Origin of the sequence: Siccibacter colletis (assembly GCF_000696575.1) — a bacterium.
Lineage (GTDB): Bacteria > Pseudomonadota > Gammaproteobacteria > Enterobacterales > Enterobacteriaceae > Siccibacter > Siccibacter colletis.
The window spans coordinates 64,429-89,085 of the sequence record NZ_JMSQ01000003.1; the positions used below are offsets into that span (position 1 = coordinate 64,429).

Consider the following 24,657-nt stretch of genomic DNA (forward strand, 5'->3'; position numbering starts at 1 on the left):
AGACAGTGACAAGAGTACGTATTGGGTTAAGCGTGGCGCTAACTGCCGTGGCAATGAACGCTTCGGCGCAGGTGGCGCAGACATGCGATGCTACGCAACTGGCGATTAACGCCGCTAACCTGCAAATTATCGCGCAGGGTAGCCCGGCGAAGGAGCAATTCAAAACGTTTCACGTGAAGACGAAAGGCGAGAATATTGATTCTACCAGCGATACTCGTGCCATCTTTGAGACGTGTAACGTGCTGAAAAACGCTACGACCACACTCTCGCGTGACGACGGCGCGAGCAAAATGAAACTGGAATACAGGATCAGGCGCGACGCAGAAGGCTGGCTCACCGCAGAAGCCATGACCATCACGATGAAAGATAAAACGCTAACGGACTGGAAAGGTGAGACGCGTTATACGCCGGACAATTCCGGGCGCATAACGGATTCGGTCATGACGTTTACCCTGAATAACCAGCCAGCACAGACGCGAACGCATTATGACTATGATGCGAAAAACCGTGTTGTTCGCATGGTAGCGCATAGCTCGCTACAGTTTTTTGAAGAGACGACGGAGCTGAGCTATGACACGCGTGGCTTTCTTATCCGCACATCGAGCGGTAAAGAGAACACCACGCTTAGCTGGTCAGATGATGGTCGCTGGCTGAAGAGTGAAACAGAGACCAACCATCCCTACAGCGTACTGTATACCGTGAATGAGTGCACGAAATGGGATGAGCAGGGAAGCTGTCTGGTGCAGAAGCGTACAGAGACAGAAAAATACGCGAAACAGACCACCCGCTATACCTTTGCCGTCACCAGCGATTATCAATATTTCTGACCACCAGCAGGTGAAGGGCCGCTGTTACCTCACTTCACCTGCCAGCCGCCCCCTAATGCCCGGTAGAGATCGATCTGCGCCAGCAGCAGATCGTTGCGGGTTTGCACCACGTTGAGCTGGGTGGCGTAGAGCGTGCGCTGGGCGTCAAGCTCTTCCAGGAACGAGGAGTAGCCGTTGCGATAGCGGTTGTGGGCGATGCGCAGCGTTTCCTGCGCTACCTGCTCCTGGCCTTCCAGTTCGCTGAGCTGTTCACCCAGGCGGCGGATGGCGTCCAGACTGTCGTTTACCTCGCGAAACGCATTGCGCACCGTGCTCTCATAGCTGTACAGCGCCTGGTTGCGCTGGGACATGGCAATATCCACCTGGGCGTTCAGCGTATCGCGGTTCAGCAGCGGGGCGAGCACGCTGCCCCCGACGCTCCACAGCCGCAGCGGATTATCCAGCAGCCCGGCCAGGGTATCATCCTGATAAGTGCCCGACGCGCTAAGGCTCAGGGAGGGCAGCAGCTTCGCTCGTGAAGCGGCCAGCGTCTGATCCGACGCCAGCAGCGTCTGCTGCGCCTGCACGATATCCGGACGACGTTCCAGCAATGATGAAGGCAGCTGAGCCGGCATGCTCAGCGGCGTCAGCGCCGCAAAATTGCCGTCGCGCGACACGCCCGCCGGCAGGCTTCCCGCCAGCACCTGCAGCGCATTCTCCTGCTGGGCAATCTGGTGTTGTAGCTGCGGGATCTGCGCCCGGGTGGCGCGCAGCTCTGAATCGGCCTGCATCAGCTCCAGCCGCGACGAGTACCCGGTTTCATACTGGCGCTTTGCCAGCTGCCAGGCGTTTTCCCGCGCTTTCAGGGTGGACCGGGTGATGCGCAGCTGTTCATCCAGCGCCAGCAGGGTGATATAACCGGCTGCCGCCTGGGACGCGACGCTGAGATCCGCCGCCGCCGCCGCCGACTTCTGTGCTTCCAGCGTCAGAGTTGCCGCGTCGATATTGCGGCGGGTTGCGCCCCAGAGATCGACATCGTAGCTGGCGGTTAATCCGCCCTGATAGCGCGTGCCGTGGGTCGGCAGGCCGGTCGCCGCCGACTGCGAGCGCGCGCGGGTCACCCCGAGGCTGGCATCCAGCGTCGGCCACAGGGCGCTGTCCGCGGCAGTTACCCGAGCCTGGTACTCATCAATCCGCGCGCGCGCGGTCAGCACGTCGCTGTTGTAGCGCAGCGCCTGTTCAACGAAACGGTTGAGCTGCGAATCATGGAAATTACGCCACCAGAACCCCTCCACCGGACTTTCCGGCCCGATGCCGTCGCGCCACTGGGCGGGGATGGTGAGCGAGCTTGGCGCCTGCTTAACCTGCGCACTGTGGCAACCCGCCAGCAGCAGCGCCAGCGCAATGGCAGTCAGGCGCCTCATTGGGGTTTCTCCAGGGTATCAATGGTCACCTGTACCGACATCCCCGGACGCAGGCGCGCTTTGTGATTCGTATCGCCCATCACCGCAATGCGCACCGGAATGCGCTGGGCGATTTTTACGAAGTTGCCGGTGGCGTTATCCGGGGTGATGGCGCTGAACTCCACGCCGGTAGCCGGAGAGATGCTCTCCACCCGGCCACTGAAGGTTTCGCCATTAAGCGCATCGACGGTGAAGGTGACCGGCTGTCCCACGCGCACCTCTGCCAGCTGAGTCTCTTTCAGGTTGGCGATCACCCAGTGCTGTGGTGGCACCAGGGTAGTGAGGTGAGTGCCTGCCGCCACGTAGGCACCGAGGCGCACCGAGATCTGCCCGAGCTGGCCGTCGCGCGGGGCGACGATGCGGGTATTTTGTAAGTCGATACGCGCCAGCTCCAGCGCCGCGCGGGCGTTAGCCACGTCCGCTTCCAGTCCGGCGCGGTTCACAATCACGGTTTGCAGATCCTGACGCGACATCTCAAGCTGCGCCTTTGCCTGATCGATACTGGACGCCCCCTGGGCGGCGCTGGCCAGGGCGGCATCGCGTTCACGAATAGAGAGCGAGCCGTCGGACGTCAGCTCGCGCACGCGCTTCAGATCGGCCTGATTTTTCTGGTTCTGGGCGCGGGCATTGCTCAGCGCGGCTTCATCCCGGGCAATCACCGCCTCGGCGCTGCGGCGCTGTTGCAGGTTGTTAGCGAGCGTCGCTTCGCGCATCGCCAGCGTGGCGGCCGCCTGATGCACACGTTGCTGATAGATGCGGTCGTCAATGGTCATCAGCACATCGCCTTTTTTCACCACCGCGAAGTCCTGCACGTTGACCGTCGTGATGTAGCCGTTCACCTGCGGGCTGATAAAGGTGGTCATGCCGCGCACGTAGGCGTTATCGGTAAACTGCGTGTGGCGGGTAAAGGGCGGCAGCTGCCAGGCATACAGGATCACCAGTACGCCAACGATGCCGATAGCCGCGGCGGCAAAAATGGAAACCACGCGCAGGTTACTGCGGGTACTGGCCTGCTCTTTAGCGGCGTCCTGCTGACTCATACAAACTCCGGAATTATCATCGACAATATTATTGTTTGGTTCCCGTGGCGCGCTTCAGCGCCAGGTGGGCAGTAATACGCAGACGCAACAGACGCCAGCCGATCCACAGCAGGGTGGCGGCGGCAATGCTGGCCGTCAGCAGATAAGTATCGTTGTAAGCAAGAATATTTGCTTCCAGCGCGCTGGCGCTCTGTAACTGGGTGATGGCCTGCGTACTGCGTAGCGTGGTGTCGCCAATCAGGTTCTGATACATCTGTGTATAGAGCTGAATACGCTCGTTCACCAGCGGATTGAGCGTGGTGAGCTGGTCGGCCAGCAGGCTGGAGTGATACTTCTCCCGCCAGGTCTGAAAGGTGCCAAGAATGGCCGAGCCGAGCAAGCCGCCGAGGTTCTGGCTCATACCAAACAGCACCGAAAAACTCACCAGATTACGCGGTTCGGCGATCACCCCCCCGATCCCGGCGAGCATTGCCGGCGCAAGGAAGAAGGCGCTGCTGAACCCGAGCAGGAACTGGCTGATAATCAACTGGTCTGGCCGGGTCAGACTGGTGGACTGGCTGTCCATCAGGGTGGCGACAATCATCAGCGCCAGCGAAGCCATGATCGGCCACGCCAGCTGTTGGGGCTTGATGGTCAGGCAGCTGGCGACAATGCCGCAGACGATACCGGCAAAAATCGACCAGGCGAGATGGGTCATCTGCTCGTTTTGCAGGCCTACGTACTGCAGCCAGCCGATAACCCCGGTGTTCTGCTCCGCCAGCACGATGCGGATCAGCAGCATAATCAGGCCGAGGCGCAGAATACTGCCGCTGGAGAGCCAGCGGGTGTTGAGCAGCGGATTGCTGCGGTTATGTTCGAACACCATCGCACTGACGATCAGCACCACCGAGCCCGCCAGCGCCCAGCCTAGCCACGGGGTTTCAAACCACCACTCGATGCGCCCCAGCGACAGCACCGCGCACAGCAGCGCCATGCCGGGTGCCAGCAGAATGAAGGTCAGGAAATCCTTCTTCTCGAATACCTTTTTACGGTCGCCGGGCGGCAGCTTGAGGGCCATCACGCAGGCCAGTGACACCAGCGCCAGCCCCAGCTCGAACAAATACAGCCCGCGCCACTCGTCAATCTGCAGCAGTTCGCTGGAGAACAAGCGGGCGATGGGAATAGCCAGAGACGACCCGGTGATGCCGATGGTCAACGCCTTCAGGCGATGCTTCGCGGGCCAGGCCTGAATCTGGTAGTAGATGCCAAGCGAACTCAGCGCCGCCGCTACCATACCGTGCGCGGCGCGCACCATCAGCGCCGAACTGAGATCGTTGACGAACAGGTGAAAGAAGGTGACCAGCACATACAGCACCAGAAACCCTTCGGTAAAGGCGCGCAGCCCGAACTGCTGGCGAAACTTGACCAGCAGCAGGTTGATAGAGACGTTAGTCATTACATAGACAGCGGGCAGCCAGGCAATCTCGGTTGACCAGGCCGCAAAGGTGCCCTGCAGATTTTGCAGATTCGCCGACACCATCGCGTTGCCCAGCGCGCCGGTCAGGCAGACCAGCAGGCCAACGATGCCGTAGGCGATGCGTTTCGGCGTGGTGTGATAGGGCGTGGATGGCGAACCGAGCAGCATCGGTTTTTCATGCGGCTGCCACTCGCGCGGGGCATAGGGATCACGATGAGGGACGCGCATTATGCCTTCTGAACCTCTTGCAGCAATCGGGTGAGAACAGCGCGTACCTGCTGCTGTTCTTCCTGGGTAATGGTCGTCAGCACGTCTTCCCGGAAGCGGTCAGCAACCTGGCGCACTTCATGATAGAGCGCCTCGCCCTTCGGGGTGGCGACCAGCAGGCGCTTACGCTTGTCGTTATCTGTCATTGCACGTTCAATTAATCCATGTTCCACCAGACGATTCAGCAGCGGCACCAGCGTGGCGGTCTCCACGCCCAGCTCGTCAGCCAGCTCACGCTGGGAAAGCGGCGCTGCATGACGGGCGATGGCGGAAACCGCCATCCAGCTTGCCTGGCTCATGCCCAGCGCTTTCAGGCGACGGTCTACCGCCAGCCGCCAGTGGTGGGCCGTTAAATGCAGAAGATGTGAAAAGGTTAGCCGATCGTAGTCCACAGGCAATATCAGATTGTTAGAGGTCTAATTAGTTTAGGGCGACAGCAGGACAGACATCAAGTAGCAAAGCATAAGAAAAGCCGCTACGCTCAGGCGGTTACGAGAGAAAGCTGGTTCAGGTGGAGGTGACAGTGTCACAAGAAAGAGTCTATTGCGTTGCGCCTGTTGACCCGACGGAGCCGGATGCGGTCGCACTGCAGGCGGCGCTGTCGGAAACACTGGAGGGGCTGACCGGCAGCTCCGGACGCGCCTCGTTCAGCTATGACGACGTGCGCGTGAAAGGCGCCGGATTTTTTATTGCCAGAGATGAAGCCGGCAAACCCGTCGGCTGCGTGGGGTGTCGCCCGCTGCAGGAGGGGATCGGCGAGCTGAAGCGTCTGTTTGCTCTGCCGGGCAATCCTGGCGCAGGGGTCACCCTGCTGCGCTGGGTAGAGCAGTGGGCAGCCCAACAGGGCTATCATGAACTGTGGCTGGAAACCCGCACCAGCAACCAGAAAGCGGTGGAGTTCTACCTGCGGGCCGGGTATGAGATCATTGATAATTATGGCCGCTACGTCGGGCAGGAGGATGCAGTGTGCTTTGCCATTCGTCTGGAAGATAAACATGCTGAGCGGGCTTAACCATCTGACGCTTGCGGTAGCCGATCTGCAGCGCAGCATTGCGTTTTATCAGGCGTTACCAGGAATGCGGCTTCACGCCCGCTGGACGCGCGGCGCCTACCTGAGCTGTGGCTCACTCTGGCTCTGTCTGTCGCTTGACCCTGTCGCTGGAACTCCCCGTCAGGATTATACCCATTACGCTTTTAGCGTGGCGGAAGCAGACTTCTTACCCTTGTGTGCCCGCCTGGAGCAGGCGGGCGTGACCGTCTGGAAAAGTAACCGCAGCGAAGGTGAGTCGTTCTATTTTCTCGACCCCGATAACCACCAGCTTGAACTGCACGTCGGGTCGCTCGCGTCACGGCTGGAAGCCTGCCGTCAGCAACCTTATGACGGGATGATCTTCTATGATGACCCCTGATACGTGACGCCTGAGTCGTCATTTTTACGTCATTACCCGGTAATACCACTGTGCAACCGCCTTTAAGGATGATCTGATGTCGAAGCGGGGAAGCCCGATATATCTTTAAATCTGGCTTTTAACATGGAGTGGACGATGATAACGACTTTCCCGCGCCTTCCCGACGGGACGCTACAGGCCGTCAACACCATTGGGCAATGGCTGGCGTATGATGACGCCAACAGCACCAAAAATGCCAAAGCGGATCTGCTGGTTCTGGCTGGCAATGCTGTGATCCCAACTATCGATGCTGCCTGCGAGCGGGCGGCGACTCAGGAGATCCCGCTGCTGATCACCGGCGGCGTTGGGCACTCCACAACATTTCTGTATGCTGCTATCGCACGCCATCCGCGCTACAACACCATCCAGACCACCGGGCGCAGCGAGGCGGCGATTCTGGCAGACATTGCGCGCGAGTTCTGGAATCTGCCTCAGGAACGCATCATCACTGAAGAGCACTCCACCAATTGCGGCGAAAACGCGGCCTTTAGCCGTCGTCTGCTCGATGAGTGGGGCATGGCACCAAAGCGCATTATCCTGTCTCAGGACCCGACCATGCAGCGCCGCACCGTCGCCACTTTTGCACGCGCCTGGCGCGATGCGGATTTTCAGCCAGAATGGGTCAGCCAGCCGGGCGTCGTGCCGGTGCTGCGCAACGGTTCACGCAGCGTGCAGTTCGTCGTGGGCGACACCGGGATGTGGCCGCCGGAGCGGTTTATTTCGCTGATCCTCGGTGAAATTCCGCGCCTGCGCGATGACCACAGCGGCTACGGTCCGCGCGGCCGCGACTTTACTACCCATGTGGATATTCCACCCGAGGTTGAGCAGGCCTGGCAGGCGCTGTTCAACGATCCCATCCTCACCCAGGCGCTGCGCAACCGCTCGCTGCTGTAGCGCGCTGCCCGTTTCTGAGTGCTCTTGCTCAAACGGGCAGGCTAATGTTGCAAAACGGTAACCACAAAAGCGTTTAACGACGCTTTTTTTCGATCTCCTTCACACTTACCCGCCCTGAGCTGCCGCTCCCTGTTAACGAGATATAGATTTTTAACATCTCTTTTACCTTCCATACCTCATGTTAATTCAGGAGTAGGTCATGACAGCACCTGTGCAGCATTCCATGTATATCGACGGGCAGTTTGTTAGCGGGCAGGGAGATGCCTGGATCGATGTCATTAACCCGGCCACCGAGGCGCTGCTGTCGCGTATTCCGGACGGAAGCGCAGAGGACGCGCGTCAGGCCATCGCCGCTGCAAAACGCGCTCAGCCGGAATGGGAAGCGCTGCCGGCGATTGAACGCGCCGGCTGGCTGCGCAAGATCGCAGCAGGTATTCGTGACCGCGCCGCGGAGATCAGCGCCCTGATTGTGGCCGAGGGTGGCAAAGTGAAAGGGCTGGCCGATGTGGAGGTGGCTTTTACAGCTGACTACATCGACTACATGGCAGAGTGGGCGCGCCGCTATGAGGGTGAGATCCTGCAGAGCGATCGTCCGGGTGAAAACATTCTGGTGTTTAAACGCGCCCTCGGCGTGACCACCGGCATTCTGCCGTGGAATTTCCCGTTTTTCCTGATTGCCCGCAAGCTGGCCCCGGCGCTTATCACCGGCAATACCATTGTTATTAAGCCGAGTGAGTTCACGCCGAATAACGCCATTGCTTTTGCCGAAATTGTCCACGAAGCAGGCCTCCCGCGCGGGGTGTTCAACCTGGTGCTGGGGCGCGGGGAAACCGTGGGCCAGGAGCTGGCCGGTAATCCGGACGTGGCGATGGTCAGCATGACCGGCAGCGTCGGGGCGGGCGAGAAGATCATGGCGGCGGCGGCGAAAAACATCACCAAAGTGTGCCTTGAGCTGGGCGGGAAAGCCCCGGCGATTGTGATGGATGATGCCGATCTGGATCTGGCGGTGAAGGCGATTGTCGATTCCCGCGTCATCAACAGCGGGCAGGTGTGTAACTGCGCCGAGCGCGTTTACGTGCAGAAGGGCATCTATGACGCGTTTATCTCCCGCCTGAGCAGCGCCATGAGCGCGGTACAGTACGGCGACCCGGCTCAGCGCGACGATATCGCGATGGGGCCGCTGATCAATGCCGCTGCCCGTGAGCGTGTGGAAGCGAAAGTGGCACGGGCGGTAAGTGAAGGGGCCACGGTGCTTTCCGGCGGTAAAACGGCTGAGGGCAAAGGCTACTTCTATCCGGCGACGCTGTTGGTGGACGTGCGTCAGGAGATGAACATCATGCACGAAGAGACGTTTGGCCCGGTGCTGCCGGTGGTCACCTTCGATACCCTGGAGGAGGCGCTGGCGATGGCCAACGACAGCGACTATGGCCTGACCTCGTCGATCTACACCCGCAATCTGAATACCGCGATGAAAGCCATCAAAGGGCTGAAGTTTGGTGAAACCTATATCAATCGCGAGAACTTCGAAGCGATGCAGGGCTTCCACGCCGGCTGGCGTAAATCCGGCATCGGCGGAGCCGACGGGCGCCACGGCCTGAATGAGTATCTGCAAACCCAGGTGGTTTACCTGCAATCCTGACCCCCTTCAGCCCCTGCCTTCGCGGGGGCTTTTTTATCTTACCAGCCCGCCATTCACAGATGATGAACGTTCGTTCATAAAAAGTTGAACGCGCGTTCATCTTTTGCCATAGTGCCTCCGTCATCAGGAGGTAACCATCATGACGTATCTGAAACGGGACGCGCGCGAAGAGCAGCTGCTTGAGATTGCCGTGGGCCTGCTGAGCAGCAAAGGCTACCGCGCCACTACCACGCGGGATATCGCCCGTGAAGGCGGTGTGGCGACCGGAAATATCAGCCGCCTGTTTGGTTCGCTGAGCGCCCTGAAGCAGGCCGCGCTGTACCGTATCAACGACCGTATCGTTGAGGAGTATGAAGCGGCCAGCGCCGGGCAGACGCCGCTTGAGGGCGTGCTGACGCTGCTGGGCGATCCGACCGATTCGCGTAACCAGCACGTCTTAACCCTGTGGCGCGAAGTGGCGGTGCTGGCCGCTGAAGAGGCGACCCTGCGCGATATTCATCAGCACGCGCTGCGCAGCTGGGCGCTGTCCGTCGCGCGCTATATCAGCGAGCACATCCAGCATTTTCGGGTGCGGGATACCCCTGAACGCACCGCCTGGCGACTGATCGCGTTCATTACCGGTATGGATTTGCTCCAGGAGATGGGGGCGATGTCCGGCAGCTATGAAGAGATGAAACATGACCTGGTGCGTTTTATTCGCACCGAACTAATTAACGATGAGGTGAAGTAATGCCCGGTATCTGGCTGGTTCTTGGGGTAGCAATTGTGGCCGAAGTCATTGGCACCACGCTGCTGAAATATTCTGAAGGTTTTACCCGCCTGTGGCCGACGCTCGGCACGGCGGTATGCTACGGGATTGCGTTCTGGTGTCTGTCCCAGACGCTGGCGCATATTCCGACCGGCATCGCTTACGCCATTTGGTCCGGGGTCGGGATTGTGCTGATTTCCCTTGCTGGCTGGCTTATCAGCGGTCAGAAGCTCGATCTCCCGGCAATGCTGGGGATGGGCCTGATCGTGGCCGGGGTACTGGTGATCAATCTGTTCTCAAAATCAGCGGCACATTAATGGCCTGAATATGCCCAGGGACGGGCAATTTGCCGCTGCGGTGGAAAAAGTAATGAAATCAGCGGCGTCTCCCGCTATGTTGTCTCATCTGCTGCGGCTGACATGGTTAATTTATGCGCTCTCGCTATACAACTCTGCAAATTTCACTTCACTGGCTGGTGGTCCTGCTGGTGATTGTCGCTTACGCCACGATGGAACTGCGCGGTTACGCGCCGCGTAATCTGCGCTGGCTGGTCAACATGACGCACGTCAGCTGCGGCATCACTATTCTGGTGCTGACGGTGGCGCGCCTGCTGGTACGCCTGAAGTACCCCGCGCCGCCTATTGTTCCCAAACCGCGCGGTATGGTGACGGGCATGTCGCACCTCGGCCATCTGGCCATTTACCTGGTATTTATCGTGCTGCCGGTACTTGGCTTTCTGTCGATGTATTTCCGGGGCGGCAACTGGCTGGCGTTCGGCCTGCCAATGCCGTCTGCCAGCGAAGGGGATGAAGATCTGGTGGAGATGCTGGCGAGTTACCACGTGCTGATCGCCAACATCAGCTACTTCGTGGTGGGAATTCATGCGGCGGCGGCGCTGCTGCACCACTACCTGTGGAAAGACAATACGCTGCTGCGCATGATGCCCGGTAAACGCCAGTAGCCACACGCCCCGATACCGGGGCGTTTTTTTTGCCGTCAGAATGTGATCGTCGCGGCTGTTTTACCTTTGGGGAAGGGCAGGGATCACACTTTTCTCTTTCGCGCCTGGGCGGCGGTATCAGAAATAGCTTAAGTATATCTATTATAGAAACACCAGGCGGTAAACCTCCGTCGCCGGCGTAAGCAACGCCGATCCGGTAATAGCAACCCACCGCGTGGCGCCGCGCGCCAGAGAGGATGAGATGAACCACTCACATCAGCACGCCATATCGCGTCCGGAGCAGGATGCCACCCTGACGCGCAAGCTGCGCAAAGTTCTGCTCGCCACCGGCGTTGGGCATTTCGTCGAATGGTTTGATTTCGGACTGTACGGCACCCTCGCCGCCGTCATTGGACTCAACTTTTTCCCCGCCGCCGATGCCACTACCGCGCTGCTGGCCTCGTTTGCGGTATTTGGTGCCGGATTCATTATGCGTCCGCTCGGCGGGCTGTTTTTTGGTTCGCTTGGCGACCGGATAGGGCGGCAGAAGGTGCTCGCCACGGTGATCCTGCTGACGTCCGGCGCAACCTTTGTGATGGGCCTGCTGCCGACGTACCACACCATCGGCGTTATCGCCCCCGTGCTGCTGGTGCTCACCCGGCTGGTGCAGGGCTTTGCCGCCGGCGGCGAGACGTCAGGCGCGACGACCTACCTGGCGGAATTCGCGCCGGTGGCCAGACGCGGCTTCTTCACCTGCTGGATCGATAACTTCGGCTTTATGGCTTTCGTGGCCGGCTCCGGGCTGGTGTTTCTGCTCACCGCCAGCCTGGGTGAAGACGCGATGAATGCGTGGGGCTGGCGCATCCCGTTTCTTATCGCCGGGCCGCTGGGCCTGATTGGCCTGTACCTGCGTACCCAACTGGAGGATTCCCCGGAATTCAAATCCATCGCCGCCAGCGGTAACACCGAAGCCGCGCCGCTGCGGGTGGCGATCACCACCGCCTGGGGCGCGCTGGCGTTTTGCGTCGGGTTTGTGGTGATCAAAGCCGTCGGGCACTGGGTATTGCAGACCTTTATGCCGAGCTATCTTTCAACCCAGCTGCACTACAGCAAACTGGATGCCTATGCCATCACCACCATCGGGCTGTTTGCCATTGCGGTGATGGTGCCCTTTATGGGCTATCTGTCGGATAAATACGGCCGCAAACCGCTGATGCTGGCGGGCTGCGCGGGCTTTATTCTTTTCACCTGGCCGGCGCTGATGCTGATGGCGCGGGGCGATATGCTGTCCGCGGTGCTGGCGATGCTGATGCTGGGGGCGTTTATCGCCGCCTTTGATGGCGCGTGCAGCGCAGCCATGGCGGAACTGTTTCCGACCAGCATTCGCTACGGCGGCATGTCCATTGCCTATAACATTGCGGTGGCGTTCTTCGGTGGCATTACACCGTGGTTTTCGGCGTGGTTGATTGGCGCTACCGGCTACCCGTTCTCTCCGGCGTGGTACGTGATGGGTGCTGCGTTGATCACCTTCCTGACGGTACTGCGCGCCAGGGAAACCGCCGGACTGCCGCTGAAACGATAATGAAAGCAGGGCGGTGATAAACCGCCCTGAAAGATAATTTTATTTTCGCTACGTCATCACTGAAATAGCCGATAACGCTGCGTAAAGGCATGTCAGGGTGGTGAGTAATAAAATCGTAAATACTATTCTCAAAATGCTATTGCGTATTCCTCCCGTTATCGATGGGAATACCGTAGGGGCACAGTTTAAATAAGCAATTCTGGACTTGCCGACAATTATCCAGCCGGGGTTCACCATTGCCGGGACATTGCGCATTGCTTTTCAGACTCTCCCACAAGGCATCCGAATATGGAAAGCAGTGAATGATGTTAATATCGCGTGGCTTATCGTTTACAAATAGACCAACTTGACTTGTTATGAGTTTATTATCTGGCCGCAGAAACCAGCTTCCTTTGTACCAGATAATTAAACGCAATCCCTTACTGCTGGTCGCGCTCGCGAACGCTGTTCCTGTGCAGGGCGACGCGAGCATCGCATCAATATCCCATTCCATCTTGATTCCTTCTCCATGAGCATTAGCTCCGCATTGATGCCATCTTTGCTGAACTCCCTAAGCCAAATTAAAAATAGCAGGCAATAAGAATATCCTCAATTGAAAAGTGGATGTTTTACCTGCATTTAAAAAAAGGAAATTAATTTAAACTTATTTACGAAAAAGAGTGGGGATTCATTGAAAATGATTTTGCGCGGGATATTTTAGGCCCGGTTTTATTAGTGGGCTTATTACGGAGTGGTTAATTTTTGAGGTCGCTTGTAAAAGATTTGATGTGGAGGTTGGGTTGAAGTAAAGATAATGGTTATAGTAGATTTGAAAGCGGTGGTTTATTGGATGAAGAGATCTTAGTAAGATTGAGCCGCGATTTAAATATTTTAAAAGCAAAAAATAAGCCCGTTGGCGTACAGGCTTGTTTTTCATCATTATGCATCCTTCCAGCTTGCCCAGGCGGAAGTGTTAGCAACAATATGCTCAAGAGTGATGGTTGCAAAGTTAAAAGAGACAACTTCTTGCGGCTGCAAGTCATTATGCGTCATTGAATTAGGATATATATAATTTATTTCGGTAATACGAGCCTTAGTTAACTTTATTCTAAAATAAAACTCGTTACCACCATTTGCTGATGTCCTGTAAAAATCAAACGAACATTCAAGCGTTTCTTTGCCATCGAGCGCTTGTAAAAGCAAGGGTGTTGCCTTATCTACAGGCTTTCTAATTGTTAAAGGATGAAAACTAATATTGTCTTCACTTGAGACTGTGTTGTTGACTTCATAAATAAATATTTCGTTCTCGTGACCCTTCTGCCACTTATTTCCAATCGATTTTTCAGTCCCACACCCGGAGGAGATTAATCCTTGCTTTTCCCCACGCAGGTTAAGATGAATAATGTTTGCCATGAAATCGTCCTTAAGTAAATTTTAAGCTATACAATTAGTACCATTTTGAATATTTTATAAACAAATACCCAACAATAAAAGAAAAGATAATTGTTAAAGGTACGGTGTAGTAGTAGGGAAAAAAGTGAGCAATCAAGAGACCGAATGCGAAGATAATAATCGGAGGGGCTGTATAGAAAAAATATTGCCCTGCAATGTTTTTCAATATTTTAATTAACCATTGTTTCATTTTTTTCTCATTAGTTCGCTTACCAGATATAAAATGTTGTCTTCATCATTGCTTCCGGAATCGACCAAATACAGGATTTTTTTCATAGGCTCTTCAATAATATGATATACCATTTCAATATTATTACGATGAAGATCCCAATAGTATTCAGGGTGAGTGGATTTAAGCCGCCTGGCTGCTAATGCAGCTATTTGCACTTTACCGTAAAAGCTGGATAAACTTACAATGGTGCCTGAAGATTTTATTATGGCTTTTGCATAAGCATCTTTGAATTCTGATGAGCTTAATACCGCTAATGCCAGAAAATAGGTGAGCGTATTTTTGCTTAGCGTGCCGCTGGCTTCTTCTGCTGCCAATCCTGAAAGATACTCACCAATTTCAAGGTAAAAGGATCTTTCAACAGGCTGATTTATTTTCGAAATTTTACGCTTAAAATAAAGTTCCACCATATCGAGAATAATATCATTCCTGTTCAATATCTCTACTCTTGATTTGAGCCATCGGTAATCTTCAATAGCAAGCTCCCGGCAGGTTTCAGAGTGACCCGGGACCAGACATGATAAATACCAGGAAGCTCTCTCAGAACCAGCAAGGGTATCAGTCGCCATTTCATATATGGTTTGCCCTACAGCCTTTACAGAGCGATCGAGAACTTTAGCAAGATTTTTATCAGATTCTGTTTTAAGTTTAAGATAAGCGCTATAGTTGGTCATAAGTCTTCCTGACATTTTATTATCGAATTATAACTATTATGATCGGTTTGACAACAAAAAAATGCCATGCCAGAAAACGAGGCGACATTATGAAGTTCAGATGATAATTCGCCGTGTTTAGCTTATGGTGAAATATTATATTCAGTTCCGCATGCCTGTTGCCAGATATTGGTACCTGCTTTTACGGCCTTACTACAGGCTTATATAAATATGTTACCTTACATGCATCAGTAATTTATTTGACATCATTACGCCTCTAAACCACAAGCAAAGATAAGGTGATAATGCCATAAAACCCTAAAGCGTACGGCCTGATTACTATCAGCGGTTTTATATCTTGATCGCCTGTGGATTTACAAAATCCAGAGCGAAACAGTAAATACGATTAGTTACGAGAATCACCTCAGATACCTACCATATTTAGCGGGCATATGTTGGGGCTTTTATTTTTTTAATGTGATACAATGAGCGGGCTTTAACATAAATAATTATATCGATGGATAGGGCAGGGCACATTATCTTGCTCTGTACTATGTTCAATCAGGGAAAGATAAGTATTATGAAGTTATATAGTGACTTACACAGATATATGTGGATATTCAGTGTATGGATACTGCTAGCCATGACTTACTGGATGAATTCAGGGCAGCATTTGGCCGACAGCTTTTTGATAGGTTTACCCTCACTTATTATTCTGATATTAGACTGGAACCGCACTGAAAAGCATGGCGTGCCTGGCTGGTATATTATTTTAATAGTTATTATCCCCTGGTTATACATCTTACTAAGAGCAATTAAATTGCGTAAAAACTCAGGAAATTTCTACCTGGTGCCTGTGATAGTTGCAATGGCTTTACCTTATCTTTTTTAAGGGCAGATGGCGGGTGCGCATGGCTTACCCGCCCTACGAGACCGTACTCAAAACGTTACCAGCACAAATCTGGAGAATGTAGGGTGGGTAAGCGTAGCGCACCCACCTCTACAGACGTACAGACTACAAACGCGCAAGCTGCGCTATCCACTCATCATTCAACGACGCTTAACCCGCCCAGGCGGGTTTTTTCATGCCTGATAACCTCGACATAAAGATTTTACAACTATCGCATATCCGTACTACTATACCCCCCTATAGTATCCAGGAGGCCAGCATGCCACATTCACCGCAGGACAAAAAACGCATTCTTACCCGTGTGCGCCGCATTCGCGGGCAGGCGGAAGCGCTGGAACGGGCGCTGGAGGCCGGCGAGCCGTGTATTGCCATTTTGCAGCAGATCGCTGCGGTGCGTGGCGCGGCAAATGGCCTGATGGGCGAGATGGTTGAAATTCACCTTAAAGATGAGCTGGTCAGCGGCGACACCACGCCAGCTGAACGGGCGCAGCGCATGGACGAAATCGGCCAGCTGCTGCGGGCTTATCTAAAATAATATGTACTACTCACAACGAGGGAAGAGACGCTTATGAAATCACGTGCAGCCGTAGCATTTGGCCCGGGTAAACCGCTGGAGATCGTTGAGATCGACGTTGCGCCGCCGCAGAAGGGCGAAGTGCTGGTCCGCATTACGCACACCGGTGTCTGCCATACCGATGCGTTCACCCTCTCCGGGGACGATCCGGAAGGCGTATTCCCGGCGGTGCTGGGCCATGAAGGCGGCGGTATCGTGGTCGAAGTGGGTGAGGGCGTCACCAGCCTGAAACCGGGCGACCACGTTATTCCGCTGTACACCGCCGAATGCGGCGAGTGCAAATTCTGTAAATCCGGCAAAACCAACCTCTGCCAGGCGGTACGCGCCACCCAGGGCAAAGGCCTGATGCCGGACGGCACCACCCGTTTCTCTTACAACGGCGAACCGATTTACCACTACATGGGAACCAGCACCTTCTCTGAATACACCGTGGTAGCCGAGATCTCGCTGGCGAAAGTCAACCCGCAGGCGCCGCTGGATAAAGTCTGTCTGCTGGGCTGTGGCGTCACCACCGGTATCGGTGCGGTGCACAACACGGCAAAAGTGAAAGAGGGCGATAACGTTGCGGTGTTCGGCCTCGGCGGTATCGGTCTGGCGGTGATCCAGGGCGCGGTGCAGGCTAAAGCCGGTCGTATCATCGCGGTCGATACCAATCCGGAGAAGTTCAAGCTGGCAGGCGAAATGGGAGCCACCGATTTCGTTAACCCGAACGACTACGACAAGCCGGTGCAGGACGTTATCGTCGAGATGACCGACGGCGGCGTTGAGTTCAGCTTCGAGTGTATCGGCAACGTCAACGTGATGCGCGCTGCGCTTGAGTGCTGCCACAAAGGCTGGGGCGAGAGCGTGATCATCGGCGTGGCCGGTGCGGGTCAGGAGATCAAAACCCGTCCGTTCCAGCTGGTCACCGGTCGCGTCTGGCGCGGTTCCGCCTTTGGCGGCGTGAAAGGCCGCACCCAGCTGCCGGGCATGGTGGAAGATTCGATGGTCGGTAAAATCAACCTCGACCCGTTCATCACCCACCGTCTGCCGCTGGAGCAGATCAACGAGGCGTTTGACCTGATGCACGAAGGTAAATCCATCCGCACCGTGATCCACTTCGGCGAGAAGTAATCCCCTCAGCCAGCGGCGTCCGCCGCTGGCTTTAGTCCTCTCCTCAGCTTTTATTCCAATCTGTGAGCCAGCTAGCGCTTTTAGCGGTAAGCGTTACGCGCGAAATGCCGATGTTTATCTGGTGTTATTTCGCACCTTACCAATAAGAGAGTTGGGCCATGGAAAAAACAAAAACGATGCATTCATCGGGAAGCGTTGGCTTCCTGCATCACATAAGGCTGGTTCCGCTGTTTGCTTCCATCCTGAGCGGCATTCTGCTTCTGTTTGCGCTGTGCGTGGGGCTGGCGGGTTACTTCCAGCTGCAGAGCGAACAAACCCTGAATGACGTGACGGAAGAAATTCAGGTCCGTTCGGGCCTTTCCAACAGTTCCAACCATCTGCGCACCGCGCGCATCAACATGATCCATGCCGGAGCGGCAAGCCGCGTCGCCGAAATGGAGCTAATGAAAACGAACGTCGATGAAGCGGAAAAGCGTCTGAAGCAGGCGCAGGACGGCTTCACGCAGTACATGAATCGGCCGGTCAAAACGCCGGCGGACGAAGCGCTGGACGGTGAGCTGAAAGCGCGCTTCACTGCCTACGTTGACGGCCTGCAGCCGATGCTGAAATTTGCCAAAAACGGCATGTTTGAAGCCATCATCAACCACGAAAACGAATTCGCCCGCAAGCTGGACAGCGATTACAACGCCGTGCTGCTGAAAGCCATCGACATCCGCACCCAGCGCGCCCAGGCGTTGACGGTGGACGCCCATGAACGTACCCGCTTTAGCCTGATAGTGATGGGTGCGGCCTTCGCCGTTGCGCTGGTACTGTCGCTGCTGACCTTCGTGGCACTGCGCCGCACGGTGATTACCCCGCTGCAACACGCCGCAAAACGCATCGAGCTGATTGCTGCCGGCGATCTGACGATGCCGGAAGAGGCCACCGGGCGCAGCGAGATCGGCAAGCTGAGTCAGCATCTGCAGCACATGCAGCGCTCGCTGGTGGATACCGTGGGCACCGTGCGTCAGGGCGCGGATGCCATCTATCAGGGCACCAGCGAAATTTCTGCCGGCAATACCGATCTTTCCTCGCGTACCGAGCAGCAGGCGGCCGCGCTGGAACAAACCGCAGCCAGCATGGAACAGCTGACCGCCACAGTGAAACAGAACGCCGACAACGCCCATCACGCCAGCAAGCTGGCCGCCGATGCGTCGAACAAAGCCAGCGACGGCGGCCGCATGGTTTCCGGCGTCGTGAGCACCATGGGCGGGATCTCCGCCAGCTCGAAGAAAATCTCTGAGATCACCGCCGTGATCAACAGCATCGCCTTCCAGACCAATATCCTGGCGCTCAACGCCGCGGTGGAAGCAGCCCGCGCCGGTGAGCAAGGGCGTGGTTTCGCCGTGGTCGCCAGCGAAGTACGCACCCTGGCGAGCCGCAGCGCCCAGGCGGCGAAAGAGATTGAAGGACTGATCGGTGATTCGGTCACCCTTATCGACAAAGGCTCCAGCGAAGTGGTGGAAGCGGGCGAAACCATGAAGGGTATCGTTGATGCGGTGCGTCGCGTAACCGATATCATGCAGGAGATCGCCGCCGCCTCCGATGAGCAGAGCCGTGGCATTGAACAGGTCGGGCAGGCCATCGCCGAAATGGACAATGTGACCCAGCAGAACGCCGCGCTGGTTGAAGAAGCCTCCGCGGCTGCGGTGGCGCTGGAAGATCAGGCGGCACGTCTGACCCAGGCCGTAGGCGCATTCCGCCTGCGCGGCGTAACGGCGCGTCGCGAAGCGACACCACCACCGGCAGCACCGCGTGCCACAGTACGTCCCGCCGTCGCGCAGGGCGAGCACTGGGAAACGTTCTGACCCTTTCCGGGCGCGGTTCCCGCGCCCGTTTTCTCCCTCTCGATACGTTTTAGGACTATACCTGGCGTTTGCCGCCTGGCTTATTTCCGCATCTGTCTACCAGGCTTAAGGGGACTTAAACAAACACGGAGATAACCTATGCAGATCAAAACTATTCAGGACTTGTTTGTTCATTTACTTTCCGACACGTACAGCGCTGAGAAACAGCTGACGAAAGCCCTGCCGAAACTGGCACGTGCTGCCAGCGATGAAAAACTGGTGCAGGCCTTTAAAGCGCACCTCGAAGAAACCCAGGGTCAGATCGAGCGTATCGACCAGGTGGTAGAGAGCGTGCCCGAGCTGAAACTGCGCCGTATTAAATGCGTCGCAATGGAAGGTCTGGTTGAAGAGGGTGCCGAAGTTATCGAAGAAGTCGAAAAAGGGCCGGTGCGCGATGCCGGGCTGATCGCGGCGGCGCAGAAGGTAGAGCACTATGAGATTGCCGCTTACGGTACGCTGGTAACCCTGGCGCAGCAGCTGGGCTATAAAGATGCACAGAAACTGCTGGCCGCGACCTTGGAAGAAGAGAAATCCACTGACGTTAAGCTGACCACCATCGCCGAATCCGGCGTGAACAAAAAGGCCAGCGCTGCGTAAGCGTTTGGTTTTAAGTTCGAAAAAATACGCTCGGCAGTGCCGGGCGTTGTTCGTTACAGCGGTATCGATTTACGAATCGAATTCAACAGCCACTGCGCAGCAGGTGACAACGTCACGTCTGTGCGCGTCAGAATCCCTATCGGCTCGCCCGCGCCCAGCGTCGGGACCGGCAGTGCCACCAGCGTACCCTGACGCAAATCATCTTTCACCGCGCCGGAAGGCACAAACCACACGTAATCAAACTCTACCGTCAGCTGGCGCGACAGCGAGGCGGACAGCGTTTCTACGCAGGTCATCGGCAGTTTGCATCCCTGGCTTTCCAGCAGCGCTTCGGCGTTATCGCGCGGCACCGTGCCGCGCGGGGAGACCACCGCAGGCCACTCCATGATCCTGCTCAGAGTAATGTTATCGCTGAGCAGCGGATGGTTCGGGCGCACCACCAGCTTGAGGGATTCGAGAAAAAGCAGTTCGTAATTCAGCCCGGTCATCAGGTCGGGGTCCGACATACGGCCGATTCCGACATCAATCTCGCCGGTTTTTAACCCGGCCAGCAGCATATGGTTATTCATGGTTGCCACCTGCAGCGTGATGTCGCTCTGCTGTTTGTGGAACTGGCCGATAACCGGCGGCAGCACGCCGAGCGCCGCGGTGGGCAGTGCGCCGACGCGCACCACGTCGGTTTCCTGACCCTCCTTGCGCGTCAGGGATTGCCCGGCATGGTTAAGCGCGTCCAGCACCTTTACCGCATGGGTGAGGAACTGTTCGCCGACCAGCGTGAGCCGGGCACCGAGGCGACCGCGTTCGAACAGCCGCACGCCGGTGAGCTGCTCCAGCTCGTTGAGCGTCTTGGAGAGCGCCGGCTGGCTAAGGTTGAGCGTTTCCGCCGCGCGCCCGAGAGTTCCCTGCTGAGCGACGGCAACGAAGGTATGAAGATGGCGCAAGCGAATGCGCTGACTGAACAAACCGTTTTTTTCCATAGCCGATGTTTAATGCACTGCGCGGCGCGAAACAAGATAACTTGTTTATTTTTGATAACTTGCTAACAAATTAATTTTAACATGAACTTATTTTAGATAACAAAAAGTCATCATTAACTTTGTTATAGCGGCTTTACCGCGTGACGCTGTCACGGATGTGGTGAAAATTAGCGCGGGTTTATCAGCAGATCACACTTCCGCAATTCTTTACCCGGCGCAGTGCTGTGTTTTCTACACTCGTGATAACCACGAGGAGGAATACAGCATGACGAAGACCATCACGGCAGATGAAATACGGGAGCTATTTTCTCAGGCCATGTCTGAGATGTACCAGCAGGAAGTCCCGCAGTACGGCGCATTACTGGAACTCGTCGCTGATGTGAATCTGGCGGTGCTGGAAAACAATCCGGCACTGCATGAGCAACTGCTTAACGCTGACGAACTGGCGCGGCTCAACGTCGAGCGTCACGGGGCTATTCGTCTCGGCAGCGCCGCGGAACTGGCTACGCTGCGGCGGCTGTTCCGGGTGATGGGCATGTATCCGGTGGGGTATTACGATCTCTCCCAGGCGGGCGTCCCGGTGCACTCCACGGCGTTTCGCCCGGTGGAGGATGAGGCGCTGTGCCGCAATCCGTTCCGGGTATTCACCTCATTGCTGCGGCTGGAGTTGATTGCCGACCCGGCACTGCGTAAAAAGGCCGCGGCAGTGCTGGCGAAACGCGACATTTTTACGCCACGCCTCTACCAGCTGCTTGACCGCTACGAGGCACAGCAGCAGTTCACCCCTGATGAGGCGAAACAGTTCGTGCAGGAAGCGCTGGAAACCTTCCGCTGGCACAGCCATGCCACCGTTGATGCCGCCACCTACCAGGCGCTGCACGATGAGCACCGCCTGATTGCTGATGTCGTGTGCTTCCGGGGTTGCCATATCAACCATCTGACGCCGCGCACCCTGGATATTGATCGGGTGCAGGCCGCGATGCCGGAGTACGGCATCGCGCCAAAGGCGATTATCGAAGGGCCGCCGCGCCGTGACTTGCCGATCCTGTTGCGCCAGACCAGTTTCAAAGCGTTGGAGGAGCCGATTCTGTTTGCCGGTGAGCACCAGGGCACTCATACCGCGCGCTTCGGCGAGATCGAGCAGCGCGGTATGGCGCTGACGCCGAAAGGGCGGGCGCTCTATGACCGTCTGCTTAACGAGGCCGGTACCGGTAAAGATAACCTGACCCATCAGCTGCATCTCCAGCAGGTGTTCAGCGCCTTCCCCGATAACGAGATGCTGCTGCGCCGCCAGGGGCTGGCCTACTTCCGCTATCGCCTGACGCCGGTGGGGGAAGTGCATCGCTCCGCCATCCGGCCGGGGGACGACCCACAGATGCTGATCGAACGTGGCTGGATCACCGCCCAGCCCATCATCTATGAAGATTTCCTGCCGGTCAGCGCCGCCGGCATTTTCCAGTCGAACCTCGGCGACCACACCCAGGGGCGCAGCCACGGTAACGCCAGCCGCGACGCATTTGAACAGGCGCTCGGCTGTGAGGTGCTGGATGAATTTACGCTTTATCAGCAGGCGGAGGATCGAAGCAAACGCCGTTGCGGTTTCCTTTGAATCCGCCAGGATATAAGGGTGTGTACAATAAGGATGCGGTATGAACACGCCTGAACTCACCCTGATTCACCTCCCGCAGGGAGCGCTGCGCGGCAGCATCGAGGACGATATCGCCTGCTGGCGCGGCATTCCCTACGCGGCTCCGCCCGTTGGCGAACGCCGCTGGCGCGCGCCTGAACCCCCACTGGCCTGGCACGATGTGCGTGATGCCACCCGTAACGGCGATGCCTGCTGGCAGAACGCCGCGCTGTGCGCGGAAGTGGCCGGCGGCGATCCCGGCGGCTTTTCCGAAGACTGCCTGTGGCTCAATATCTTCGCGCCGGCGACACGCGCCGAACCGCTGCCGGTGATGGTCTGGCTGCACGGCGGCGGTTTTACCCTCGGCTCCGCAGGCCTGCCGCCCTATAACGGCGCGAACCTCGCCGCGCGCGGGGTTATCCTGGTGTCGGTGAACTATCGTCTTGGCCATCTCGGTTTCTTCGCGCATCCGGCGCTTGATGCCGAACAGCCTGACGGTCCGATAAACAACTTCGCGCTGCTCGACCAGATTGCGGCGCTGCGCTGGGTGCGGGAAAACATTGAAGCTTTCGGCGGCGACGCCGCAAACGTGACGCTGTTTGGCGAATCCGCCGGGGCGCGCAGCGTGCTGTCGCTGATGTGCTCCCCGCTGGCCGCCGGACTATTCCACAAAGCCATTATCCAGAGCGGCTACACGCTCCCGGACGTGCCGCGCGAGCGCGCGCTGAAGCAGGGCGTGGCGCTGGCCGCGCATCTCGGCGTCGAAAACGCCACGGCGGAGCAGCTGCGCGCCCTGCCGGGAGATGCCTTCTGGCCGCTGGAAAAACCCTTCAATTTACACCCGGCACCGATTGCCGGAGACGCCGTATTACCGGAACCGATGCTGGAGACCTTTTTCCATGCACGCCAACATCCGATGCCGGTCATCGTCGGCAGCAACAGCGACGAAGCCAGCGTACTGGGCCTGTTCGGCGTGGATCTTGCCGGGCAGATCGACAAATTACGCCGCGAGCGGCGCATGGGGCTTGGGCTGATTAAGCTGCTCTATCCCGGCGTCCGGGGCGACGGGCCTCTGGGGCGGGAAGTGTGCCGCGATATGGCGTTTACCACGATGGGTTACGTGGTGATGCAGGCCCAGCAGCGGCTGAATCAACCCTGCTGGCGATACTGGTTCGACTACGTGCCGCACTCGGAGCGCAAGCTCTATCCTCACGGGGCGTGGCACGGCAACGAGGTGCCCTACGTGTTTGATAACCTGATGGTGACGGCGCCGATCTGCCAGACCGCCGAGCCGCAGGATCGGCAATTTGCGGCGGCGATAGCCGATTACTGGGTCCAGTTTGCCCGCAGCGCCCGCGCTGAGAGCCGCGTGCTGGAGGGCGTAGTGCGCTGGCAGGCCAGCACCCGTGGCCGGGACCGTCTGCTGCGCATGGGGATTCACCGCGACGCCGGTTTTCGCATGGCCAATCGCTTTATGCGCGCCCGCATGGCGCTATTCCGCCGCGTGATGGCGCATCACGTCAGCTTAGACTGAGTAACGTCGCGCAAAAACGCTGCGCGGCGGCGGCATGTGGGCCACCATCGCGCTGTACCAGCCGGTAGCTGGCCCCGGTTTTTACACTGCCGGGGAACGGGCGTATCAGACGCCCGGTGCGCAGGTCGTCCGCCACCAGCTGCTCATCGGCGATGGCAATGCCAAACCCCTGAATCGCCGCGCTGATCGCCAGATCCATGGTGTCGAAATGCTGATTCCTGCGCATCACCGGGCAGGGGATCTGGCTGCCGTCGAACCACAGCGTCCAGTCGGTGGTGTCCCGGGTGGGATGCAAAAAGGTCAGGTTGCCCGGGGCGCTAAGCGAAAAGTCCGGTGGAAGCAGGGCGGCGCTCAGCACCGGCGTTAACGCTTCGTCAAACAGCTTCTCGCCGCTGTGCGTGGTGCCGAACACGATAGCAGCATCGAACGGCTCGCTTTTGAAGTTGATGTCGTGATCTGTGGTGGTGGTTAACGCCACCTGCAACTCCGGCTCGCGCGCCTCAAGCTGCATCAGTTTCGGCACCAGCCAGCGCATCGCGCAGGTTGGGGCTTTCAGGCGCACCACGCTCTGCTGGCCACGCGCCTGCTCGGCGCAGTTCACCAGCTGATGAAACGCGTTACGCAGTTCCGGCAGCAGGGCGCTGCCCTGGGGTGAAAGATGCAGCCCGCGGGCGTGACGTTCAAACAGCGGAAAACCAAACCAGGCCTCCAGCGCAGCGATCTTGCGGCTGACGGCGCTCTGGGTCAGACACAGCTCTTTCGCCGCCCGGGTAAGATTGAGATGGCGGGCAGTGACAATGAAAGCATCTACAGCATTCAGGGGAAGCGGGCGACGGGACATGG

Annotated in this window: 24 protein-coding genes; 16 read left to right on the top strand and 8 right to left on the bottom strand. The window is 57.2% G+C overall.

Features of this window, described 5'->3' with window-relative positions; translation table 11 throughout:
• The first annotated feature begins 5 nt into the window (after positions 1 to 5).
• Positions 6 to 827 carry a hypothetical protein gene (locus ET34_RS0102845; protein WP_152548337.1) on the top strand — a complete coding sequence of 274 codons (822 nt, stop codon included), beginning with the start codon at positions 6 to 8 and terminating at the stop codon, positions 825 to 827.
• A 29-nt stretch (positions 828 to 856) separates the two neighbouring features.
• On the opposite strand, the gene ET34_RS0102850 is transcribed toward ET34_RS0102845, so the two are convergent.
• From ET34_RS0102850 to ET34_RS0102865, 4 genes are read right to left on the bottom strand one after another with little or no spacing between them, the layout of a single operon-like run.
• Positions 857 to 2,230, bottom strand: coding sequence for an efflux transporter outer membrane subunit (locus ET34_RS0102850; RefSeq protein WP_031519304.1), 1,374 nt, complete (start codon positions 2,228 to 2,230; stop codon positions 857 to 859).
• On the bottom strand, positions 2,227 to 3,309 hold the full coding sequence (locus ET34_RS0102855; RefSeq protein ID WP_031519306.1) for an HlyD family secretion protein: 1,083 nt from the start codon (positions 3,307 to 3,309) through the stop codon (positions 2,227 to 2,229). The genes ET34_RS0102850 and ET34_RS0102855 overlap by 4 nt, the downstream gene beginning before the upstream one ends.
• Before the next feature lie 28 nt (positions 3,310 to 3,337).
• Positions 3,338 to 4,993 (bottom strand): MFS transporter, encoded by a 1,656-nt coding sequence (locus tag ET34_RS0102860; protein WP_031519307.1) that lies wholly within the window; start codon positions 4,991 to 4,993, stop codon positions 3,338 to 3,340.
• Positions 4,993 to 5,424 (bottom strand): MarR family winged helix-turn-helix transcriptional regulator, encoded by a 432-nt coding sequence (locus ET34_RS0102865; RefSeq protein ID WP_031519309.1) that lies wholly within the window; start codon positions 5,422 to 5,424, stop codon positions 4,993 to 4,995. Before ET34_RS0102865 ends, ET34_RS0102860 begins: the two co-directional genes overlap by 1 nt.
• Positions 5,425 to 5,555: 131 nt before the next feature.
• Here ET34_RS0102865 and ET34_RS0102870 point away from each other — a divergent pair, with 131 nt between their 5' ends.
• The 8 genes from ET34_RS0102870 to ET34_RS0102905 all read left to right on the top strand — a co-directional run bounded on the left by ET34_RS0102870 (position 5,556) and on the right by ET34_RS0102905 (position 12,283).
• Positions 5,556 to 6,044 carry a GNAT family N-acetyltransferase gene (locus ET34_RS0102870; protein ID WP_031519311.1) on the top strand — a complete coding sequence of 163 codons (489 nt, stop codon included), beginning with the start codon at positions 5,556 to 5,558 and terminating at the stop codon, positions 6,042 to 6,044.
• Complete coding sequence (gene fos / locus ET34_RS0102875; RefSeq protein WP_031519312.1) at positions 6,028 to 6,441, top strand: fosfomycin resistance glutathione transferase; 414 nt, start codon at positions 6,028 to 6,030, stop codon at positions 6,439 to 6,441. Before ET34_RS0102870 ends, fos begins: the two co-directional genes overlap by 17 nt.
• 135 nt (positions 6,442 to 6,576) lie before the next feature.
• Complete coding sequence (locus ET34_RS0102880) at positions 6,577 to 7,374, top strand: YdcF family protein (RefSeq protein WP_031519314.1); 798 nt, start codon at positions 6,577 to 6,579, stop codon at positions 7,372 to 7,374.
• 199 nt (positions 7,375 to 7,573) lie between these two features.
• Positions 7,574 to 9,013 (top strand): aldehyde dehydrogenase, encoded by a 1,440-nt coding sequence (aldA, locus tag ET34_RS0102885; RefSeq protein WP_031519315.1) that lies wholly within the window; start codon positions 7,574 to 7,576, stop codon positions 9,011 to 9,013.
• Positions 9,014 to 9,152: 139 nt separating this feature from the next.
• On the top strand, positions 9,153 to 9,743 hold the full coding sequence (locus ET34_RS0102890) for a TetR family transcriptional regulator (RefSeq protein ID WP_031519317.1): 591 nt from the start codon (positions 9,153 to 9,155) through the stop codon (positions 9,741 to 9,743).
• Positions 9,743 to 10,078, top strand: a complete 336-nt coding sequence (locus ET34_RS0102895; RefSeq protein ID WP_031519319.1) for an EmrE family multidrug efflux SMR transporter — start codon at positions 9,743 to 9,745, stop codon at positions 10,076 to 10,078. Before ET34_RS0102890 ends, ET34_RS0102895 begins: the two co-directional genes overlap by 1 nt.
• Positions 10,079 to 10,191: 113 nt before the next feature.
• Positions 10,192 to 10,722: a cytochrome b561 gene (gene cybB / locus ET34_RS0102900; protein ID WP_031519320.1), complete on the top strand. Its 531-nt coding sequence runs from the start codon at positions 10,192 to 10,194 to the stop codon at positions 10,720 to 10,722.
• A 241-nt stretch (positions 10,723 to 10,963) separates the two neighbouring features.
• Positions 10,964 to 12,283 (top strand): MFS transporter, encoded by a 1,320-nt coding sequence (locus ET34_RS0102905; protein ID WP_031519322.1) that lies wholly within the window; start codon positions 10,964 to 10,966, stop codon positions 12,281 to 12,283.
• Between the two features lie 918 nt (positions 12,284 to 13,201).
• Here ET34_RS0102905 and ET34_RS0102915 read toward each other — a convergent pair.
• On the bottom strand, positions 13,202 to 13,675 hold the full coding sequence (locus ET34_RS0102915; RefSeq protein WP_031519325.1) for an Hcp family type VI secretion system effector: 474 nt from the start codon (positions 13,673 to 13,675) through the stop codon (positions 13,202 to 13,204).
• Between the two features lie 225 nt (positions 13,676 to 13,900).
• Positions 13,901 to 14,617 carry a hypothetical protein gene (locus tag ET34_RS21205; RefSeq protein ID WP_031519328.1) on the bottom strand — a complete coding sequence of 239 codons (717 nt, stop codon included), beginning with the start codon at positions 14,615 to 14,617 and terminating at the stop codon, positions 13,901 to 13,903.
• A gap of 622 nt (positions 14,618 to 15,239) precedes the next feature.
• On the opposite strand from ET34_RS21205, the gene ET34_RS0102930 reads away from it, so the two are divergent.
• The 5 genes from ET34_RS0102930 to ET34_RS0102950 all read left to right on the top strand — a co-directional run bounded on the left by ET34_RS0102930 (position 15,240) and on the right by ET34_RS0102950 (position 19,676).
• Positions 15,240 to 15,488 carry a hypothetical protein gene (locus ET34_RS0102930; RefSeq protein ID WP_152548338.1) on the top strand — a complete coding sequence of 83 codons (249 nt, stop codon included), beginning with the start codon at positions 15,240 to 15,242 and terminating at the stop codon, positions 15,486 to 15,488.
• A 277-nt stretch (positions 15,489 to 15,765) separates the two neighbouring features.
• On the top strand, positions 15,766 to 16,041 hold the full coding sequence (locus ET34_RS0102935; protein ID WP_031519331.1) for a metal/formaldehyde-sensitive transcriptional repressor: 276 nt from the start codon (positions 15,766 to 15,768) through the stop codon (positions 16,039 to 16,041).
• 33 nt (positions 16,042 to 16,074) lie between these two features.
• Complete coding sequence (locus ET34_RS0102940) at positions 16,075 to 17,193, top strand: S-(hydroxymethyl)glutathione dehydrogenase/class III alcohol dehydrogenase (RefSeq protein ID WP_031519333.1); 1,119 nt, start codon at positions 16,075 to 16,077, stop codon at positions 17,191 to 17,193.
• Positions 17,194 to 17,351: 158 nt separating this feature from the next.
• Positions 17,352 to 19,040: a methyl-accepting chemotaxis protein gene (locus ET34_RS0102945; protein WP_031519334.1), complete on the top strand. Its 1,689-nt coding sequence runs from the start codon at positions 17,352 to 17,354 to the stop codon at positions 19,038 to 19,040.
• 138 nt (positions 19,041 to 19,178) lie between these two features.
• On the top strand, positions 19,179 to 19,676 hold the full coding sequence (locus ET34_RS0102950; RefSeq protein WP_031519336.1) for a YciE/YciF ferroxidase family protein: 498 nt from the start codon (positions 19,179 to 19,181) through the stop codon (positions 19,674 to 19,676).
• Positions 19,677 to 19,729: 53 nt separating this feature from the next.
• On the opposite strand, the gene pcaQ is transcribed toward ET34_RS0102950, so the two are convergent.
• Entirely contained in the window at positions 19,730 to 20,653 is a 924-nt protein-coding gene (gene pcaQ, locus ET34_RS0102955; RefSeq protein WP_031519337.1) for a pca operon transcription factor PcaQ, read from the bottom strand.
• Between the two features lie 265 nt (positions 20,654 to 20,918).
• On the opposite strand from pcaQ, the gene hglS reads away from it, so the two are divergent.
• Both hglS and ET34_RS0102965 read left to right on the top strand, forming a co-directional pair.
• Complete coding sequence (gene hglS / locus ET34_RS0102960; protein WP_031519339.1) at positions 20,919 to 22,262, top strand: 2-oxoadipate dioxygenase/decarboxylase HglS; 1,344 nt, start codon at positions 20,919 to 20,921, stop codon at positions 22,260 to 22,262.
• Between the two features lie 40 nt (positions 22,263 to 22,302).
• Positions 22,303 to 23,814 carry a carboxylesterase/lipase family protein gene (locus ET34_RS0102965; RefSeq protein ID WP_031519340.1) on the top strand — a complete coding sequence of 504 codons (1,512 nt, stop codon included), beginning with the start codon at positions 22,303 to 22,305 and terminating at the stop codon, positions 23,812 to 23,814.
• Here ET34_RS0102965 and ET34_RS0102970 read toward each other — a convergent pair.
• Positions 23,801 to 24,655, bottom strand: coding sequence for a LysR family transcriptional regulator (locus ET34_RS0102970; protein ID WP_031519342.1), 855 nt, complete (start codon positions 24,653 to 24,655; stop codon positions 23,801 to 23,803). The two genes, ET34_RS0102965 and ET34_RS0102970, sit on opposite strands and share 14 nt — an antisense overlap.
• Between the last annotated feature and the right edge of the window lie 2 nt (positions 24,656 to 24,657).